At 73.3% G+C, this 18,668-nt stretch carries 16 protein-coding genes; 4 read left to right on the top strand and 12 right to left on the bottom strand.

Going from position 1 to position 18,668, the window contains the following annotated elements:
- Window positions 1-6: 6 nt before the first annotated feature.
- Both ACHBTE_RS03090 and ACHBTE_RS03085 read left to right on the top strand, forming a co-directional pair.
- A complete protein-coding gene (locus ACHBTE_RS03090; RefSeq protein WP_394721735.1) occupies window positions 7-1,248 on the top strand; it encodes an ATP-grasp domain-containing protein in 1,242 nt (413 codons plus the stop codon).
- A gap of 2 nt (window positions 1,249-1,250) precedes the next feature.
- The gene (locus tag ACHBTE_RS03085; protein ID WP_394721734.1) at window positions 1,251-1,820 is read left to right on the top strand and encodes a GNAT family N-acetyltransferase; all 570 of its coding nucleotides are present in this window, start codon (window positions 1,251-1,253) and stop codon (window positions 1,818-1,820) included.
- Window positions 1,821-1,862: 42 nt separating this feature from the next.
- On the opposite strand, the gene ACHBTE_RS03080 is transcribed toward ACHBTE_RS03085, so the two are convergent.
- The 5 genes from ACHBTE_RS03080 to ACHBTE_RS03060 form a co-directional block, all read right to left on the bottom strand.
- Entirely contained in the window at window positions 1,863-3,071 is a 1,209-nt protein-coding gene (locus tag ACHBTE_RS03080) for an NAD(P)/FAD-dependent oxidoreductase (RefSeq protein WP_394721733.1), read from the bottom strand.
- Window positions 3,068-4,558: an FAD-dependent oxidoreductase gene (locus ACHBTE_RS03075; protein WP_394721732.1), complete on the bottom strand. Its 1,491-nt coding sequence runs from the start codon at window positions 4,556-4,558 to the stop codon at window positions 3,068-3,070. The genes ACHBTE_RS03080 and ACHBTE_RS03075 overlap by 4 nt, the downstream gene beginning before the upstream one ends.
- Window positions 4,555-6,645 (bottom strand): molybdopterin oxidoreductase family protein, encoded by a 2,091-nt coding sequence (locus tag ACHBTE_RS03070; RefSeq protein ID WP_394721731.1) that lies wholly within the window; start codon window positions 6,643-6,645, stop codon window positions 4,555-4,557. Before ACHBTE_RS03070 ends, ACHBTE_RS03075 begins: the two co-directional genes overlap by 4 nt.
- Window positions 6,642-8,084 carry an MFS transporter gene (locus ACHBTE_RS03065; RefSeq protein WP_394721730.1) on the bottom strand — a complete coding sequence of 481 codons (1,443 nt, stop codon included), beginning with the start codon at window positions 8,082-8,084 and terminating at the stop codon, window positions 6,642-6,644. Before ACHBTE_RS03065 ends, ACHBTE_RS03070 begins: the two co-directional genes overlap by 4 nt.
- Window positions 8,085-8,274: 190 nt before the next feature.
- Window positions 8,275-9,015, bottom strand: a complete 741-nt coding sequence (locus ACHBTE_RS03060; RefSeq protein ID WP_394721729.1) for a peptidyl-tRNA hydrolase — start codon at window positions 9,013-9,015, stop codon at window positions 8,275-8,277.
- A gap of 94 nt (window positions 9,016-9,109) precedes the next feature.
- Between ACHBTE_RS03060 and ACHBTE_RS03055 the strand changes: the two genes are divergently transcribed.
- Window positions 9,110-10,036, top strand: a complete 927-nt coding sequence (locus tag ACHBTE_RS03055) for an ATP-binding cassette domain-containing protein (RefSeq protein WP_394721728.1) — start codon at window positions 9,110-9,112, stop codon at window positions 10,034-10,036.
- 5 nt (window positions 10,037-10,041) lie between these two features.
- Window positions 10,042-10,710: an ABC transporter gene (locus tag ACHBTE_RS03050; protein ID WP_394721987.1), complete on the top strand. Its 669-nt coding sequence runs from the start codon at window positions 10,042-10,044 to the stop codon at window positions 10,708-10,710.
- A 9-nt stretch (window positions 10,711-10,719) separates the two neighbouring features.
- Here ACHBTE_RS03050 and ACHBTE_RS03045 read toward each other — a convergent pair whose 3' ends face one another.
- The 7 genes from ACHBTE_RS03045 to ACHBTE_RS03015 form a co-directional block, all read right to left on the bottom strand.
- Window positions 10,720-10,896, bottom strand: coding sequence for a hypothetical protein (locus ACHBTE_RS03045; protein ID WP_394721727.1), 177 nt, complete (start codon window positions 10,894-10,896; stop codon window positions 10,720-10,722).
- An 18-nt stretch (window positions 10,897-10,914) separates the two neighbouring features.
- Window positions 10,915-11,787 (bottom strand): polysaccharide deacetylase family protein, encoded by an 873-nt coding sequence (locus ACHBTE_RS03040; RefSeq protein WP_394721726.1) that lies wholly within the window; start codon window positions 11,785-11,787, stop codon window positions 10,915-10,917.
- A 77-nt stretch (window positions 11,788-11,864) separates the two neighbouring features.
- On the bottom strand, window positions 11,865-13,388 hold the full coding sequence (locus ACHBTE_RS03035) for a serine/threonine-protein kinase (RefSeq protein WP_394721725.1): 1,524 nt from the start codon (window positions 13,386-13,388) through the stop codon (window positions 11,865-11,867).
- Between the two features lie 63 nt (window positions 13,389-13,451).
- A complete protein-coding gene (locus tag ACHBTE_RS03030; RefSeq protein WP_394721724.1) occupies window positions 13,452-14,855 on the bottom strand; it encodes a PhoX family protein in 1,404 nt (467 codons plus the stop codon).
- Between the two features lie 89 nt (window positions 14,856-14,944).
- A complete protein-coding gene (locus ACHBTE_RS03025; RefSeq protein ID WP_394721723.1) occupies window positions 14,945-16,009 on the bottom strand; it encodes a slipin family protein in 1,065 nt (354 codons plus the stop codon).
- Between the two features lie 96 nt (window positions 16,010-16,105).
- Window positions 16,106-17,605, bottom strand: coding sequence for a SulP family inorganic anion transporter (locus tag ACHBTE_RS03020; RefSeq protein ID WP_394721986.1), 1,500 nt, complete (start codon window positions 17,603-17,605; stop codon window positions 16,106-16,108).
- An 8-nt stretch (window positions 17,606-17,613) separates the two neighbouring features.
- The gene (locus tag ACHBTE_RS03015; protein WP_394721722.1) at window positions 17,614-18,192 is read right to left on the bottom strand and encodes a carbonic anhydrase; all 579 of its coding nucleotides are present in this window, start codon (window positions 18,190-18,192) and stop codon (window positions 17,614-17,616) included.
- Window positions 18,193-18,668: the final 476 nt, after the last annotated feature.

The raw sequence follows: 18,668 nt of genomic DNA, 5'->3' as shown, positions 1-18,668 counted from the left end.
CGAACAATGAACAAGCACATCGCGTTTCTGGAGAGCAATCTGACCGGCAGCGGGTACGAGGCGATGGCCGCCGCCCGTGCCGCCGGCCATCGCGTGACCTTTCTGACCCGGGACCTGGACCTCTATCTGGCGCCCGGCCACGAGAAGCTCGACCCGGCGTGGCTGGACGACGTAGTGACCTGCGACACCAACGATCCCGATGCCGTCGTCGCCGCGGTCCGCGAGCTCGGCCGGCCGGTCGACGCCCTCCTGGCCGTCGGTGAGTGGCACATGATCTGCGCCGCCGAGGCGAGCCGCACACTGGGGCTGCCGGGCCCGTCACCGGACGGTGTACGAGCGGCCCGCGACAAGTCCCTCACGCGGACCCTGTGTTCGCGGGCGGGGGTGCCCGTTCCGGGCTTCGCCCGGGTGACCGCGCCGGAGGAGGTGGCCCGGTGGACGCTTCCCTACCCGTGCGTCGTCAAGCCGCTCGACGACGCCGGCAGCAACGGGGTCCGGCTGTGCTCGACCGCCGCGGAGGCCGCCGAACACGTCCGCACCATCCTCGCCGACACCCACAACGAGCGGGGCCAGCGCAAGATCCCCGCCGCCCTGGTGGAGGAGTACATCGACGGACCCGAGGTGAGCGTCGAGGTCCTGGTGTACGGCGGCACCCCCACCGTCGTCGCGCTGACCCGGAAGGAACTGAGCCCGCCGCCCTACTTCCTGGAGGTCGGCCACCAGGTGCCGGCGGACCTGGACGGCGTCCTCGCCGAGTGCTGTGCCCGCGTCGCCACCGACGCGCTGCGGGCCGTGGGGTTCGACATGGGAGTCGCGCATGTCGAGCTGCGGATGGCGGCCGACGGACCCCGGCTGATCGAGATCAACTGCCGTCCGGCGGGCGACCGCATCACCCACCTCGTGGCCCTGTCCACCGGAGTCGACCTCTGCGAGGAACTGGTCCGCATGCATGTCGGACCCTGGACCCCGCCCCCGCTCGCCGTCCGGCAGGCCGCCGCCATCGCCTTCCTCCCGGCCGCACCCGGAGACGTCCTGCGCGTGCGGGGAGCCGATCTCGCCCGGCGCGTCGAGGGCGTCACCGACGTCAGCGTGTACGTGACCGAGGGCGACCACAGCAGGCCGCTGCCCAACAACACCGCCCGCCACGCCCACGCCATCGCCGTCGGCCGGACCGGACGCGGAGCCCACGACCGCGCCCGCGCCGCGCTGACCCGGCTGCGCATCGAGACCGGCACCGAGGTGGCCTGACCATGGGGTGGCACACCCTCGCCCGGGCCGAGCTGGAGAACGAGCATGTCCTGCTGCGCCCGCTCGTCGCCGACGATCGCGAAGCCCTCCGGCGGATCGCCGAGGAGGAGGAGTTCGAGCGTGTCTTCGCCGGCCTCCTCGCCGGACAGCGGGCGGGCCGGAGCGCGGTGTTCCACATCGCCGACAGGACCTCCGGCCGCAGCGCCGGCACGGTGAGCTTCGACGACCTCGCGGAAGCCGACGGACGCGTCGAGATCGGCCGGCCCTGGCCCGCCACCGCCGGCCCCGGCACCGACGTCGGCCACTGGGCCACGTACCTCCTGCTGGAGCATGCCTTCGAGGGACTGCGGGCCCAGCGCGCCGGGTTCCGCACGGACGTCCTCGATCTGCGGGCCCGCCGGGAGCTGAGGGACATCGGCGCCACCGAGGAAGGGGTGCTGCGCAGTTACGAGCCGGCACCGGGCGGACGGCGCCGTGACGCCGTCTGCTTCAGCGTGCTGGCCTTCGAGTGGCCCGAGGTGAAACGCCGACTGGCCGCCGGGCCCCGGGGCAGGCGGTCCAAGACGCACTGAGCCCGGCCGGGGCGACGTACTCCGACCCTTCCGAGGAGGCCGTCAGGCGCCGCGCAGCAGCGCGTCGGCGGACACGGGGATGGGCCGGCCCACCAGCGATCTCAGGTGGGGGAACGGTCCGGTGTCGCCCACCAGGACGCCGCCCAGCAGGGTCCGCCCGTCGCCGCTGAGGACCAGCTTGGCGTACCGCTCGCCGGGCGGCTGCTCCACGGTGAACTCCAGGGCACCGTCGGTGCGTCCGTGCGCGTCACCGAAGGAGGCGACCTGGACGTCGAGCAGCTTCAGCCGCGTCGACAGATCCGGGTCCGAGAAGGGGGCCGCGGCCCGGCCCAGCAGCTGCGCCGCCACCGATTCCGCCATCCGGTGTCCCGGCGCGACCAGACCGTGGCACTGGCCGGAGACGGCCGCGCACTCGCCGACGGCCCACACGCGCGGATCCGGCGTACGGCACCACTCGTCGACGAGGAAGCCGCCGCGCGGGCCCGCCGCAAGCCCGGCCCCGACGGCGAGTTCGTCACGGGGCCGGACCCCGGCGGCGAAGACCACCACGGACGCGTCCAGCGAGGAGCCGTCCGTCAGGACCACCGAGGCGACCCGCCCGTCCGCGCCGGCCTCCACCCGCTCCACGGCGACCCCGCACCGCACGTCCACGCCACGGCCCCGGATGATCCCGGCGAGCAGCAGCCCACCGGGTTCGTCGAGCTGCACGGGCATCAGCCGGGGCGCCAGTTCCACCACATGGACCCGCATCCCAAGGGCGTCCAGGCCGTTGGCGGCCTCCAGTCCGAGCAGCCCGCCGCCCACGACGACCGCCGTGCCGCCCGTTGTCGCCGCCGCCCGAATGTCCTCCACATCGCGCAGGGTGCGGTAGGCGAAGCAGCCCGCGGTGTCCCAGCCGGGGACCGGCGGGACGAACGCCCGCGATCCGGTGGCCAGGACGAGCGCGTCGTACGGCCGGCACGCCCCGTCCTCGGTCCGGACGACCCGGCGCTCACGGTCGACCCCCACGACACGGCTGCCGGTGAGCACTTCCACGCGGCTGTCGGTGAGCGCGACCGGGTCCAGGAAGAGCGACTCGGCGGCGCCGCCGCCCCCGAGGCAGCGGGACAGCTGGATCCGGTCGTACGCGGGCCACGGTTCCTCTCCGATGACCAGGACCCGCCAGGCACGGCCGGTGTCCTCCGCCAACAGCCGTGCCACCAGACGATGGGCGACCATCCCATGGCCGACCACGATGAGCGTGCGCTTCACCGCACACCTCCGCCAGCCGTCGTGGGCACGCACAACTCGGCCCCCGCGGGCCCGTCGTCGCCGCCGGTCCCGGTCCGGGCCTGCGCGCACCACGCACGGACGTCGTCGGCGCAGCCCCCGCAGCCCGTGGTGGCCCGGGTCGCCGCCACCAGCGCGTACAGGTCCCGGGCGCCGCCGCGCCAAGCCGTGCGCAGGGCGGCCCGGCTGACGTTGTTGCAGTCGCAGATCAGGGCGTCGTCCGGCGGGGCGGCGGCCCGGTCCCCGGTGATCGGCGGCGCGCCGAGCAGCAGGGACAGCCGGTCCGAGGGCAGGGGGGCGCGCCGGTCGTAGAGCTGGGCGATCACGGAGGCCGCGCGCGGCAGACCCAGCAACACCCCGGCCCGCACCCGCCCCTCGCTCAAGCTCAGCTTCGCGTACCGGCCGCCCGAGGCGTCCTTGAACGTCACCGTCTCGATGCCCGCACCCCCGCTGTCCGGATCGCCGGGGCTCCCGAACACCGCGAGCTCCACGGACCGGCTGCGCAGCCGCAGCACCGGGCGGGCGCGGCCGGCGCGAACCGCCGCGCCGGGAGCGCCGGTCAGCAGCGCTGCCAGGGCATCGGCCTGCTCCCAAGCCGTGGCCACGCTCCCCGGCACGGCCCCCGCCTGCTGAGCGCAGTCCCCGATGGCATGGATGCGCGGGTCGCTCGTGCACAGCCGCTCGTCGACGACGATTCCGTCCCGGACGGTCAGACCTGCGCGCCGGGCCAGTCCCGTCTCGGGCACGACGCCGGTGCACAGCAGCATGTGGTCCGCCGGTATTCGCTCCCCGTGGTCGAGGGTCACCAAGCCCCGCCCGTACCCGGACACGCTCCGGTCGGTCAGCACGTCGACGCCGAGCTGCCGCAGCCGCTCCGCGAGCAGCAGGCCGGCGGTCTCGTCCAGGCGGTTCTCCATGGGGAACGGCCCGCGGTGGACCAGCGTGACGGAGTGCCCGTTCTCGCGCAGGGCCACGGACGTCTCCACGCCCAGCACTCCGGCGCCGGCCACCACCACGGAACCCGGCCCCGTACCGAGCCCCGCCGGCCCGGCCCGGCAGTCGTCCAGGGTGTGCACCGCACTCACCCGGACCGGCGGGTCGTCCGCGGTCCCGTCCTCCCCGCCAACGGCCGGCTCGTACGGCGGTGGCTGCCGGGGTCCGGCGCCGGTGGCCAGCACCAGCACGTCGTAGGCGTATGCCCTGCCGTCGTCGGTGTGGACCAGTCGGCGCGGCCGGTCCACCGAGGTCACGCTCACGCCGGTGCGCAGATCGGCGTCCGGCGCGGGCAGGGTGAGGGCCTCGGCAGGCAGCCGGCCGTCCAGCACCGATCCGAGGAGCGGGCGGAGATACGGCGGATGCGGCTCGGCGCCCAGCACGGTCACGCGGCCTCGATGCCCATGCCCGCGCAGAGCCGCCACCAGCCGGTGTGCTGCTGGTCCGGCGCCCACGACGACGATGTGCATGCTCATGCCTCCCGTCCGACAGGCGCGACGCGGACCGCGCAGACCTTGAACTCGGGCATCTCGCTGCGCGGGTCCAGAGCGGGGTTGGTGACCAGGTTGGCGCGGCCGTCGCCCGGAAAGTGGAACGGCAGGAACACCGTGTCGGGACGCATCGTCTTCACCACTTTCACGCGGGCGGTCACCCGGCCGCGCCGGGAGCGGACCTCGGCCGTCGTCCCGTCCGTGAGACCGGCGCCGGCGGCCGTGTCCGGGTGCATCTCGACGTACATCTCCGGTGCGGCCGTGAGGAGTTCGTCCACCCGCCGGGTCTGGGCGCCCGACTGGTAGTGGGACAGGACCCGCCCGGTCGTGGCGGTCAGCGGGTACTCCGCGCAGACGGGTTCGGCGGCGTCCCGGTGGTCCACCGCGGCGAACCGGGCCCGCCCGTCGGGGTGCGCGAAGCGGTCCAGGAACAGCCGGGGCGTACCGGGGTGCGCCTCGACACCGGCGGGGCTCTGCGGGCACGGCCAGTACAGCGCCTCCCCGGAGTCCAGCCGGTCGTAACTGATGCCGGAGTAGTCGGCGAGGCCCCCTTGTGACGCCCGCCGGAGTTCGTCGAACACCGCGCGCGGCGCGGCCGGGAACTGTTCGGCGGGCCGCCCGAGACGGACGGCCAGCCCCTGCATCACCTCGAGGTCCCCGCGTACCCCGGCCGGCGGGTCGAGCAGCCGGCGGCGCCGCAGGATCCGGCCCTCCAGGCTGGTCATCGTCCCCTCCTCCTCCGCCCATTGGGTCACCGGGAACACCGCGTCGGCGAGCCGGGCCGTCTCGGACGGCACGAAGTCGGCCACCACCAGCAGATCGAGGGCGCGCAGCCGCTCGCTGATCCGCCCCGCGTCGGGCGCCGAGACAGCCGGGTTGGAGCCGAAGACGAGCAGGGCCCTCGGTCCGCCGGGCCGGCCCAGCGCGTCGAGCAGCTTGTACGCGCTGCGGCCCGGCCCGGGCAGCTCACCCGGCTCCACGCCCCACACTCCCGCCACATGGGCCCGCGCGGCCGGATCCGTGAGCGAGCGATACCCGGGCAGCTGATCGGCCTTCTGCCCGTGCTCGCGACCCCCCTGCCCATTGCCCTGACCGGTGAGACAGCCGTAGCCGCTGCCCAGGCGGCCGGGGAGGCCCAGCGCGAGGGCCAGGTTGACGAACGCGGCGGCCGTGTCGGCTCCCTTGCTGTGCTGCTCGACCCCACGCCCCGTGAGCACATAAGCGTTGCGCGCGTCGGCGAGCAGCCGGACGGCCCGCCGCTGTTCGTCGGCCGGTACGCCGGTGACCCGCTCCACCCGCTCCGGCCACCAGGCTAGGGCGTGCTGCCAGGCCTCGTCGAAGCCGCTGGTGCGCTCGCTGATGAAGCGCCGGTCCAGGGCGTGCTCGGTGACGGCGAGATGCAGCAGACCGAGGGCGAGCGCGAGGTCGGTGCCGGGCGCGGGCTGAAGGTGCAGGGCGGCGAGCTCCGCGGTCCTGGTCCGGCGCGGGTCGATGACGATCAGCGCGGCGCGCTCCAGATGGCGCAGCAACGGGGGCATCGTCTCGGCCACGTTGGCCCCGGCCAGCAGCACGGCGTCCGCGTCCGCGAGGTCGGTGACCGGGAAGGGCAGACCGCGGTCCACGCCGAAGGCCGCGTTCCCGGCGGCGGCGGCCGACGCCATGCAGAAGCGGCCGTTGTAGTCGATCTGGCTCGTCCCCAGCGCCAGCCGGGCGAACTTCCCGAGCAGATAAGCCTTTTCGTTGGTCAGCCCACCGCTGCCGAACACGGCCACCGCGTCCGGGCCGTGCTCCTGGCGGATACGGCGCAGCCGCTCCGCCACCCGGTCCAGTGCGGTGTCCCAGCCGACCGGGGTCTGCCGCCCGTGCGGGTCCCGCAGCAGCGGATGGCGCAGCCGGTCCGGGGTGTCGAGCACCGCGGGCGCGGTCCACCCCTTGGCGCACAGACCACCGCGGTTGACGGGGAACTCGGAGGGCTGCACACGGACGGACCCGGCGCCGTCCTGCCGGCTCAGCCGCGTGCCGCACTGCAGCGCGCAGTACGGGCAGTGCGTGTCGACCTGGCCCGCGCTCATGCGTGACTCCTCGTCCCGGCCTGGCCCGCGCTCATGCGTGACTCCTCGTCGAGGGCCGCCCGGCCCCGGTCGGCGCTCAGGTACACCACCCGGACCACCACGACGCACAGAGCGTAGAAGCCGAGGAAGGTCCAGAACGCGGCCTCGCCGCCACCGGAGGCGGAGTAGGAGGTGCGGAACGTCAGGTTGATGCCGACGCCGCCCAGCGCGCCGACGGCCCCCGCGATGGCGATGACCGCGCCGGACAGCGTGCGGGCCCGGGCGAACGCCTCCACCGCGTCCCCGCCCGCGGTGATCTCCCCCTGCGCCTTCCGCGCGAAGACGGCGGGGATCATCTTGTACGTCGACCCGTTGCCGAGGCCGCTGAGGACGAACAGCGCGGTGAACCCGGCCAGGAACAGCCCCAGCGAGTCCCGTGCCGAGGCGACGAGCAGCACCCCGGTGCCCCCGGCCATGCCCACGAACGTCAACAGGGTGACCCGCGCACCTCCCCAGCGGTCGGCCAGCCGTCCGCCGAGCGGCCGGCTCAGCGACCCCAGGAGCGGTCCGAGGAAGGTGAGTTGGGCCGCCTCCAGGGGAGAGGCACCGAACTGGCTCTGGAGGACGATGCCGAACGCGAACCCGTACCCGATGAACGAACCGAACGTGCCGAGATACAGCACGGAGATCCACCAGGTGTCACCGACCCGGACCGCTTCCCGCTGGGCCCGCGGGTGGGTCCGCACGGTGTCGATGTTGTCCATGAACAGGGCGGCCAGCACGGCGCACAGGGCGATCAGCGGCAGATAGCCGGCCGCCACGTACGCGGGGTGGGTGTCACCGGCGGTCGAGATGACCAGCAGACCCACCAACTGCACCACGGCGACACCGAGGTTGCCGCCGCCCGCGTTGAGGCCGAGCGCCCAGCCCTGAAGGCGCTGCGGGTAGAAGGCGGTGATGTTGGTCATGGACGAGGCGAAGTTGCCCCCGCCGACGCCCGCGGTGGCCCCGACCAGCAGGAACACCCACAGCGGGGTCCCCGGCCGGTGCACGAACCAGAGCGTCAGGACCGCCGGTACGAACAGCAGGATGGAGGCGAACACCGTCCAGTTGCGGCCCCCGAAGCGGGTCACCGCGTAGCTGTACGGCAGCCTCAGTACCGCGCCGACCAGGGTCGGGACGAGGACGAGCAGGAACTTCTGGTCGGCGGTGAAGGCGTGTCCGGTCCGCGGCGACATGAACAGCACCAAAACCGACCACATGCTCCAGATGGAGAAGCCCACGTGTTCGGACAGGATCGACACGATCAGATTGCGGCGGGCCACCCGCTCGTTGCCCGCTTTCCAGGCGGCCTCGTCCTCCGGATCCCAGGCGGACAGCCGGCGGCTGCGGCCGTTCGCCCGCTGCGGGGGCGGGCCGACGCGGGACTCCTGGGTGAGCGCTGTGCGGCTGTCGGACATGACCATCTCCCCCTGGGACACACCCCGGTGCGCTGAACCAAGATCACGGTAGAGGAGCTGGGGGAGGCGAAATGGTCCACTCCCGAGCCGGTCGACTGGTCCACCCGGCATCTGTGGTGAGCGCGTGACATCAGAGGTGCGGGAGCCTGAATGCCGCCCTCCGGTCCGCAGGAACAGGGGCCGGCTGCGGTTACGGCGTGGGCGCGTACGGCAGCCGGCACCAGCGCCGGCCGCCCTCGGCCGCGACCGTCAGGCCGGGCGCGATCTCGGTGAACCCGGCGTCACGCACCAGCGGCAGCCCACTGGTCGTCAACTCGCCCCAGCGCTCCGGGGTCGCGGTGCGCACCGCGAGCGGGAACCCTGCCTCGCGCCAGGCGTCCCGGTCCTCGTCCGACAGCTCCCACCAGGCGAGCTGGGCCGCGTGCCCCGCCTGTGCCATCGCCTTGCCGGCCGACATCTCGACCTCCGGGTTGAGCCAGAGCACGGGCGCCGCGGGATCGGCCGGCTCCGGTGCCTCGGGGTCGTCGAGGTCCGTGCCGGACACCTGGAGCTTCGCCAGCTCCTTGGGCCAGCCGTCCAACGGCACGGGGGGAAACACCCGCACCTCGGACGAGCCGCCGGTCACGGTGATGCCCGGCAGCCCGGCCGCCCGCCGCCACTCGGCCCCACGGGCCCGCCGCACGACCTTCCGGATCCGGGCGTCCTGCCAGTCCCGTACGGCCTGCGCCCACTCGCCGTCGCCGACGGACCGCTCGTCGCTCAGCATCACGAGCACCGCACGGGCGGCGGTCTCCAGGGCGTCCGTACGGGCCGGGGGAGCGGCCCGCTCGATCCGCACCACGAGCGGCAGCACGAACTGGGGCGCGGCATCGCGAGCACCGGGCTCGGAGTGGAAGGGGCTGGTACCGCCGGACGGCGCGTCATGGCTCACGACAGCACCCTAAAGCGCGGGCGGCCGGCTCCGTCCCGCGCCTCCCAGGCCCGCCCTCACCTGCACGCAACGGCCGTACGACAAGATGTCCTCCATGCATCGTGATCTTCGTCTGGACAACGTGGGCCGCCGCTACGGTCTGCGTGGGCCATGGGTGTTACGAGGGATCCACCTCACCGTGCCGCCCGGTGCGCTGATCCGCTTCGAAGGGCCCAACGGCACCGGAAAGTCGACCCTGCTGCGCCTCCTCGCCCGCTTGGACGCCCCCACCGAAGGCCGCGTCACCGGCCGCCCCCGCACCGCCTACGTCCCCGAGCGTTTCCCCACGGCGCTGCCCTTCACGGCCCTCGGCTACCTCACCCACCTCGGCACGGTCCACGGCCTCTCCCGCCCGGCGGCGATACGCGCCGCACACGACTGCCTGGACCGCTTCGGTGCCGCCGCCCATGCCCGTACGCCGATGGCACAGCTGTCCAAGGGCAGCAGCCAGAAGGTCGCCGTCGCGCAGGCCCTGCTCGCCGACCCGGAGCTGCTCGTCCTGGACGAGGCATGGACCGGCCTGGACGCCGCCGCACGCACCGAGCTGGAGCGCGCCGTGGCCGAGCGGACCGCCGCCGGTACCGCCGTGGTCTTCGTCGACCACGACCCGCGCCGACTCGCCGGGGCGCCCGACGCGACGTACACCGTGCGCGAAGGCGGCCTCGACCGCCGTACCGCACACGCGACTTCACCCTCCGGCGGACCGGTCACGACCGTGGTCGTGCAGGGCCCGGCCGATGCGCACCTGCCCGCCGCGGCGGCCAGGGTCGTCACCGGGGCGGACGAGACCGAGCCCGGCATCCACCGACTCACCGTCCCCGCCTCCCACTCCGACGTCCTGCTGCGCGCCCTGCTGACCGCCCGCCCGTCCTGGCACGTGGTGAGCGTGCGTCAGGAGGACTCCACCACGGGCGAATCCACCACCGGCGAATCCACCACCGACGAATCCACCACCGACGAATCCGGGAGCCGCGGCCGATGATGTCGATCTCCGCCCCCCTCCGCTACCAGGCCGCCCTGCTGGCCCGCTCGCAGCGCTGGCTGCCGCCGTTCATCCTGTACGCCGCCTTCCTCGCGATCGGCGTACGGGGCGGCGAGCCGGTGCTGGACTCCCTCGGCTACGCGGCCGCTGCCCTGCTGCCCGTCGCGGCCTGGCTGGTGCGGATCTGCGTCACCAACGAACCGCCCGCCGCCCGCAGTTGTGTCGCCGCGGCGGTCGGTCCTGGACGGGCTCATCTCGCCGCGCTGCTGGTGGCCCTCGCCGCCGCCGTGGCACTCGGCACGGTGACGGTCGTGGCCGTCACACTGATCAGCGACCCGGTCGGCGCCGATCACCAGACCCGGGTGCCCCGGCTGCCCGCGGGCGCCGCCGGACTGCTCGTCGCACTGGCCTGCGCCCTGCTCGGCACCGCCGTAGGGGCGCTCACCACCTGGCCGGTGCTGCGCTCGACCGGACGCGCGGTCCCCGCGATGCTGCTCGCGGCGCTGCTCTGCGTCGTGGCGACCGGCTCCCCGGCCCACGCCGCGGTCAGCGGCCTGGTCACCGGCTCACGCTCGGGCACGGTCCCGCTGCCGGTGCTGCCCCTGGCGGCGGCAGCCCTGCTGACGGCCGGGGCGATCGCCGCGGCCTGCGCGCTCACCTCCCGCAGGGCCTGAACGGGCGGATCACCCCGAACAGGCCGTGCGCTGCGCCTCCTGCCACTCGCACACCGGGCACAGCGTGATCCCCTTGTACGACTCCGGGTACTCCGTCGGCTCCCGACACAGTACGCACTCGGCATACGGTGGCCCGTCCGCCCTGGGCGGCCTGGCCGCGTCGATCAGGCAGTAGTCCTCACTCATACCTCCAGCGTAGGACGCTCACGCCCGGCCGGCCCCGGCCGCGATCAGGTCGGACACCTTCACGAACCGGAACCCTCGCTCGCGCAGCCGGGGCACGATGGCGCGGACCGCCCGTTCGGTCGTCGGAGCGGCGCTGAGCGTGCAGTGCATGACGACCACGGACCCGGACCGCACCTCGCGCAGCACCTGCCGGGCGACCGCGCCGGCGTCCGTCGCGAACGCGTCCCCGCTCACCACGTCCCACTGCACCGCCGTGACGCCGGCCTGGGTCAGCGCCTTCAGAGCGCGCCGGTCGTGACAGCCGCCGGGAAACCGGAAGTACGGCATCGCGTCCCGCACGCCCACCTTCCGGAAGGCGCGGTACGCCCGCTCCACATCGGACCGCATCCGGCTCTCGGGGAGGGCCGGCAGGCCGTAGCAGTCGTCGGTGAAGGCGTAGTGGCTGTAGGAGTGGTTGGCGACCTCGAACAGCGGGTCGCGCCCGATGGACCGGGCCTGCGCCGGGTACTCCTCGGCCCATCGCCCGGTCATGAACACGGTCGCCGGCACCTTCAGCCTGCGCAGGGTCGCGACGAGCCGGGGATTGTCGAACCGTTCCCCACCGTCCGCCCGCGCCCCCTGTCCGGCGGTCATGTCGGCGTCGAAGGTGAGCGCGACGGCCTTGCCCCGGTTCCGGGGCCCGTGCTCGAAGACGGGGGTGAGGCCGGCGGGCCCCGGGGCCAGGGTCGGCGGCTCGGCGGCGGGGGAGAAGGGGGAGGCGGCGGAGGCGCTGGGCGCCGGGCGAGGCGCACGGGACGCACCGCGCTCGTCGGTCGCCGTACACGCGGCGGAGACGCCGAGCGCGACGGCCAGGGCGCAGACGGGGAGAACGCGTCGGGCGAGAGTGATCACCGCCCGAAGATATGATGATCAAACAGACATTTCCGTCCGATCGGGGGCGTGCTGGCCCGCTGTCACCCGCCTGGGGCTCAGTCCTCTCGGGTGCAGCGGCCGGTCGGGGCCGAGGCCGGAGGGCGGCACTGGAGGGAGTAGTCGGCGGCGTTCGGGCTCAGATAGCGGCCGATGCAGGTGGCCGGCGTCGTCCGGTCGTGCTTGGCGCAGAACCTCAGTGCCGCGCGGCCGTCGGCGAAGGGGCCGGGGGCGTAGAACACCCAGTAGCCGGGGCGCAGGGACGCGTGGTCGCCGCTGCGCAGGACCTCTGCCTGCGGCACCGACCGGCGGATCGTGGCGAGGTGGCGGTCCCGCGCGGCGGTGCCGGACCCGACGGGCTCGGAGTGGAGCTGGGCGATCCAGCGCCCGGCCGTCGGCGCCGCGCTCGACGGTGACGGTGTCGTGGGCGCGGCCGTCTTCGGGGTGGAGGTCGGCGACGGCTTCGGCGGCTGTTTCGCGGAGTCGGGGCCGGCCTCGGTGGCGGTGCGCTGTGTCGCGATGGCGGCCTTGTCGTCGCCGGCTCCGGTGTCGCGGGCCTCGGTGCCGCCGGGGCGCAGCGCCAGCGCCAGTGCCGCCGCGGCGGCGATGACCAGCACCGCCGTAGCGGCGACCACGAGCGGTGTACGGCGTCGCGGCCCGTCCGCTCGCTGCGGGGTGGTCGGGCGTGGGGTGTCCCGTTGGGTGGGGAACGGCGGCGGCGCCGGCAGCGGGTGCGGCACGGCGGCCGTCCGGGTCGGCTGCGACCAGTGCGGTGTCGTCCCCGCCGCCACCTGGGCCAGCATCGAGTCCAGCAGTCCGGCGTCGGGGCGGCCGGCCGGATCCCGGACCAGCAGCGCGTCGAGCACCGGCGTCAGCGGGCCCGAGCGGGCCGGCGGCGGAAGCGGGTCGTCGAGCACGGCGGCCAGGGTGGCCAGGGTGGTGGGGCGGCGCAGCGGGCTGACGCCCTCCACGCACACGTACAGCACCACGCCCAGCGACCACAGATCGGCGGCCGGGTCGTCGGCGTGACCCCGGATCCGCTCCGGGGCCATGTACTCGGGTGAGCCGACGAGCTCGCCAGTCGCCGTGAGCCCGGTCGTGCCCTGGAGGGCGGCGATGCCGAAGTCGGTGAGGACGGCGTCGCCGTCGGGGCGCAGCAGGATGTTGGCGGGTTTGACGTCCCGGTGGTGGATGCCCGCCGCATGCGCGGCCCGCAGCGCGGCGAGCACCTGCCGGCCGGTGCGCGCCGCCTCCGCCGGGGTCAGCGGGCCGCCCTCGCTCAACCGCTGCTGGAGCGAGCTGCCGGGCACGAGCTCCATCACGATCCACGGATGCGGATCGGCGTCCACGATCTGATGGACCGTCACCACATGGGGGTGGCTGAGCCGGGCCAGCGCCCGCGCCTCCCGCATCACCCGCTCGCGCACCACGCCGACCGTGTCCGCGTCGGACCGGACCGCCTTGAGCGCGACCTCGCGCTGGAGCACCGTGTCCCGGGCCCGCCACACGGTGCCCATGCCACCACTGCCGAGCCGCTCGACCAGCTCGAACCGGCCGTCGACGAGGTCCCCCGGAGCGTTCATGCCGCACAGGTTAGAGGACGCGCCGGAGTGAGAGCTTCCGTGGGGAGGCCCGGGAGATCGGCCCTACCTGCGCCAGGGTCCCGTCACCGCGAAAGTCGTACCCGGGGTGTAGCAGTTGACGTACATCGTCCGGCCGTCGGGCGAGAAGGTGACGCCGGCGAACTCGCCCCACTCCGGCTCCTCGGGGGTGCCCAGGTTCTGGGCGTTGCGCGCCATCGCGTACACCTCGCCGCGCCGTGTCACGCCGTAGACGTGCTGGGCGCCGTTGCCGTCCTCGCACACCATCAGTCCGCCGCTGGGGGCGAGGCAGATGTTGTCCGGGGACTCGCCGGGGAGCTGGACATCCGTGTCCGGGCCGAAGACGATCACCAGGGTGAGGCGGCGCTCGCCGGGGTCGTAGCGCCAGATCTGCCCGAAGTGGTCGGCCGCCGAGCCCTCCGCGCTGCGGGCGAAGGAGGAGACGAAGTAGACGCTCCGGCCGCCCCAGTAGCAGCCCTCCAGCTTCTGCGCGTGGGTGATGCCCTTCGGGCCGAAGTCCTGGAGGCGGATGGGGGTCTGGACGGCGAGCGGGTCCGGTACGTCGACCCACTCGACGCCGTCGAAGCAGGCGCCCGTCTCCTGGATCGAGGAGAGGTCGGGCACGCCCGGCACCCGCATCGCCTGGAGCCGGCCGCCCGCGCGCAGCGAGCCGAGGCCGCCGCGCGGGCGCTCGGGCAGGAAGCGGTAGAAGAGGCCGAAGGGCTTCTGGAAGGCGTCCTCGGTCTCGTAGACGATGCCGCGGCGGGGGTCCACGGCGATCGCCTCGTGCTGGAAGCGGCCCATCGCGGTCAGCGGGACGGCGCCGGAGCGGTGCGGATCGTCCGGGTCGACCTCGAAGATGAAGCCGTGGTCCTTGGCGTAGCCGTTGGTGCCGGCCTTGTCCTCGGTCTCCTCGCAGGTCAGCCACGTACCCCAGGGGGTGGGCCCGCCCGCGCAGTTCACGGCCGTACCGGCGATGGCGACGCGCTCGGACAGCACGCGGTTACGGGAGTCCAGCGTCAGCGCCGTACAGCCGCCCTTGCCCGCCGGGTCGTAGGTCAGGCCCGGAACGGTCGGGACGGGGCGGGTCGCGTTGTTGCGGTTCTCGTGGTTGCGCACCAGGTGGACGCGGCGTCCGTGTCTGCCGGAGTTGCGCCCGGCGAAAGCGGCCATGCCGTCGTGGTTGGAGGGGACGGGGCCCTCCCCGGAGCGCAGCGGGTCGCCCTCGCGGGAGAGGACCCGATAGGAGAAACCTTCCGGCAGATCGAGCAGACCATCCGGGTCGGGGACCAGCGGGCCGTATCCGCGGTGGCCCAGATCCTGCGCGGCGGCGGTGCCCGCGAAGAGTTCGGTCAGATTGCCGGCGAAGGCGATCGAGACACCCAACGCTCCGGTACGGGCGAGGAGTTGACGGCGTGATGTGGCGCCGGCGGTCGTGTTCTCGGACATGGGGAAACCTTCCTGCTGGCGGACAGGAACCGTGACCCGCTGTGTCTATCACCTGGTGCCAGCCGCGTGAACCACGCGCGTAGCGTGTGTCACTTCTGAAGGCGCTGTCCCGGGGTGTCCGGTGCGGATTCCGTCGCCGATTCCGTGATGGGGTCCGGGGCCGCGTCCGGGAGCGACGCCGGTACGGAATCCGGCAGGGACGGCGATGACGGCGATGCGGGATCCGCGAGCGACGCCGGTGCCGCTTCCGGGAGAGGGGCCAGTGCGGCCTCCGGGAGGGATTCGGCTCCGGATTCCGTCGCGGAAGCCGGTGCCGCACCCCGCGTGGCATCCGGGGCGGATTCCTCCACCGCCGCGCGGCCCGTAGCCGATACGCCCGCGTGGTCCGACGGCGACTCCGCCCCCCGCTCCAGGAACCGCAGCAGCTCCACCGGAATCGGCAGCACCAGCGTGGAGTTCTTCTCCGCCGCCACCGCCATCACCGTCTGGAGCAGGCGCAGCTGAAGGGCGGAGGGGGTGTCGGCCATCTGACGCGCGGCCTCGGCCAGCTTCTTGGAGGCCTGGAGCTCGGCGTCGGCGTTGATGACCCGGGCCCGCCGCTCCCGGTCGGCCTCCGCCTGCCGGGCCATGGAGCGCTTCATCGACTCGGGCAGGGAGACGTCCTTGATCTCGACACGGTCGATCTGCACGCCCCAGCCCACCGCCGGGCTGTCGATCATCAGCTCCAGGCCCTGGTTGAGCTTCTCGCGGTCGGAAAGCAGATCGTCCAGGTCGCTCTTGCCGATGATCGAGCGCAGCGACGTCTGCGCCATCTGGGAGACCGCGAAACGGTAGTCCTCGACATTGATGATCGCCGCCGACGGATCCACGACCTTGAAATACACGACGGCGTCCACCCGCACGGTCACATTGTCCCGGGTGATGCCCTCCTGCGCGGGCACGGGCATCGTCACGATCTGCATGTTGACCTTGTGGAGCCGGTCCACGGCCGGGACGATCAGCGTGAACCCCGGCTCCCGCACGGCACCCCGCAGCCGCCCGAGCCGCAGGATCACCCCGCGCTCGTACTGCTTGACGACTCGCGCGGCGGCGGCGACGTACACCAGTCCCGCCGCGCCGATGCCGGCGGCTACGCCCAGCAGCTCCTGGACCATGACGACCTCCTTGCGGAGAGGCCCGTTCCGTATGCTCCTGTAACGATATGCCGGGTGCCTGGTCCGGGGCCATGGACGGCCCCGGACCAGGCACGGTCAGGGTGCCGTGACCCGCTCCGGCTCCTGCTCGGCCTTCTGCTCCGGTTCGGTGAGACGCACCGGTTCCGTGCCCACCGCGCTGTGGCGCTCGGCCCAGTTCTCCAAGGCCGTACGGCAGGCGTGGTCCAGGTGGTGCAGGCCGGACAGGTCCAGCTCCACCGGGCGGTCCTGCGGCAGGTTCTCCAGGCTGTCGAGGATCTTCGGGAGCCTGAGGAAGGTCGCGTTGCCCGACAGATACGCCTGGATGGGGCCGGCGCCCTTGTCGATGACCTCCAGCTTCACATGCGAGGCCTCCCAGGCGGTCTTGGCGACCGACAGGGCCAGACCGATCAGCACGCCCTCGAACATGTTGACCGCGACGATCGAGACGGCGGTGACGACCAGGATCAGCGCCTCGCCCCGGTGACCCCGCCACAGGGACACGATCCCGCGGAAGGGGATCAGCTTGAAGCCCGCGTGGACAAGGATGCCGGCCAGGGCGGGGATCGGGATCAGCGCCAGCGTGGCCGGCAGCAGCGCGGCGAAGAGCAGCAGCCACACGCCGTGCATGACCCGGGACGCCTTCGTCCTCGCGCCCGCCGCGACATTGGCGGAGCTGCGCACGATGACCGCGGTCATCGGCAGCGCGCCGAGCGCACCGCAGACGGTGTTGCCCGCGCCTTGCGCCATCAGCTCCTTGTCGTACTCGGTGCGCGGCCCGTCGTGCAGCCGGTCCACGGCGGCGGCGCTGAACAGCGACTCGGCGGACGCGATGAGCGTGAAGGCGACGATCGTGGTGAGCACACCGATGTCGGCGAGCTCACCGAAGGCGCTCAGGGACGGCGGCTGGATGGAGCCCAGCAGCCCCTTGACCTCGACGGTGGCGACCGGCAGGGAGAAGAAGGCGGCCACCGCGGTCGCGAGGCCGACCGCGGCGAGCGGTCCGGGCAGGGCGCGCACCCGGCGCGGCATCCGCTTCCACAGCACCAGGACGGCGATGGTGCCGGCGCCCAGACCGACCGAGGCCAGGGCCGAGGTGTTCCCGGCGGCGTCGGCGACCGCGCCGGGAAGCCCGGCTATCTTCTCCAGCCCGGAGGCGGGCGCCTTGGCGTCCGCGAGCGCGTAGAACTGCCCCGCGATGAGGACAAGGCCGATTCCGGCCAGCATGCCCTCGACCACGGAGACCGAGATGGCCCGGAACCAGCGCCCCAGCCTCAGGGCGCCCATGAGGAGCTGGAGCAGGCCGGTGGCCAGCACCAGCACACCGAGCACCGGCAGCCCGAACTCCTGGACGGCCTCGAAGACCAGCACGGTCAGACCGGCGGCGGGCCCGGAGACCTGAAGGCTGCTGCCGCGCATCATGCCGGTGACGAGGCCGCCCACGATGCCGGTGACGAGCCCGAGCTCGGCCGGGACTCCGGAGGCGACGGCCACACCCACGCACAGCGGCAGCGCGACCAGGAAGACGACCAGCGAGGCGGCGAAGTCCTGCCGCAGATGGGGGAACTTGGCGGTCATCATGGTGGTCACAGCGCCTCGAACGTGTCGGTCTCGGGGCTGTGGACGTGCACGGCGCCCTTGTGCACCTCGTAGTACCAGGCGTGCAGGGACAGTTGACGAGCCTTCAACTTCCTTTCGATGAACGGGTACGAGCGCAGCCGCAGCAGCTGTGTCAGCACGTGCGCCTGGACCCCTTCGGCGACCTCGGGGTCCTCGACGGCGCCCGTCGGGCGCGGATCGGCCTGCGCGAGCCAGTCGCGCACGGCCGGCACGGCGTCGAGGTCGTCGCCGCGCACCAGGGCGCCGACGGCGCCGCAGTGGGAGTGGCCGCAGACCACGATGTCGTGGACGCCGAGGACCTCCACGGCGTACTCGATGGTGGCCGCCTCGCTGGTGGGGTGCGCGCAGGCGTACGGCGGGACGATGTTGCCCGCGGTGCGCAGCTCGAAGAGCTCGCCGGGGCGGGCGCCCGTGATCAGGGCCGGTACGACCCGGGAGTCGGAGCAGGTGATGAACAGAACCTGCGGGGACTGCCCTTGGGCCAGCTGGGCGAACTCCTCAGGGCGCTGTCCGAACGTGCGGGCGTTGTCGATGAGGGGCTGCATATGTGGTGACTCCTCCTGGCGCGCCGCAGTGGCGCGTCGGGGTTTACATGACAGAGGTGGGGGGCTTCTCTGCTCTCTCAGCGGCGGCGAGGCGCAGCCGGTCGCGGGTGCCCGGTGGACCGGTCGGGTCCCCGGGGCCCGGGGGAGCACAGTGGCGGGACGCGCGGGTCTCGTCGCGCAACGCCTTCCCGGAGAGCTTGGTTCCGGAGTGGGCTTTGGCCTCTACCTGACCGACCGTGTGCGCGGATGCGAAGGACGCGGCGGGTGCGAAGAACTGGAGGGCGAGCAGGGCGGCGGCGGGTGCCGAAACCACTGTGCGAGCCGTCGCGCCTCGGAACATACGCCTCCCTCCAGTCAGTTCACGCCTCTAGTGCGCACCAACACTTGGTCAACCGTTGGTCAAGAAACACATTAGCCCGGCGAAGTTGTTTGCAGGGTTAACTTAACGTTTCGAGCTGAAGAGAGCCTGAAACCCG

The sequence above is a fragment of the Streptomyces sp. M41 genome (genome assembly GCF_043673425.1).
In the GTDB taxonomy this organism is placed as follows: domain Bacteria; phylum Actinomycetota; class Actinomycetes; order Streptomycetales; family Streptomycetaceae; genus Streptomyces.
This window is presented reverse-complemented; position numbering and strand designations above follow the sequence as displayed.